Origin of the sequence: Pseudomonas sp. PsB (genome assembly GCF_043658375.1) — a bacterium.
In the GTDB taxonomy this organism is placed as follows: Bacteria; Pseudomonadota; Gammaproteobacteria; order Pseudomonadales; family Pseudomonadaceae; genus Aquipseudomonas; species Aquipseudomonas putida_Z.
This window is the reverse complement of record NZ_JBIGLU010000106.1, coordinates 1-516: the sequence shown is the minus strand read 5'-3', so window position 1 is coordinate 516 and position 516 is coordinate 1. Positions and strand designations below refer to the sequence as shown.

Sequence of the window (516 nt, the reverse complement as noted above, 5' to 3'; positions counted from 1 at the left end):
CGTGAAGGCCCAGTTGCCACTGCCATCGGCGGTCGTCTGGCCGATCGGGTTGCCGCTGCCGTCGGTGAGGATCACCTCGGCTCCGGCTTCGGCGGTACCACTGATCACCACCCCGTTGCTCGGGTTGACGATCGGTGCGGCCGGGGCGATGGCGTCAACGGTGACGCTGGCCGGCCCGCTGGTATTGCCGGCCGGGTCCTGGGCCACGGCGTTGATCACCGTGCCGTTGGCCAGCGGCGTACCGGGCGTGAACGACCAGTTGCCACTGCCATCGGCGGTGGTCTGGCCGATCGGGTTGCCGCTGCCGTCGCTGAGGATCACCCTGGCGCCGGCTTCGGCGGTACCACTGATCTCAGTACCGTTGCTCGGCTCGATCGTCGGCTGGCCAGGGGCTACCGCATCCACCGTGGTGCTGACTTGTGGGGTGCTGGTGTTGCCAGCGGCGTCCTGGGCCACGGCATTGATGACCGTGCCGTTGACCAGCGGCGTACCGGGCGTGAACGACCAGTTGCCGCT

Annotated in this window: 1 protein-coding gene; it reads right to left on the bottom strand. The window is 68.8% G+C overall.

What is annotated here, in order from left to right; translation table 11 throughout:
- Window positions 1-516: Ig-like domain-containing protein (locus ACGLHT_RS30055; RefSeq protein ID WP_394520776.1), on the bottom strand; the 516-nt coding region annotated here is incomplete at both ends.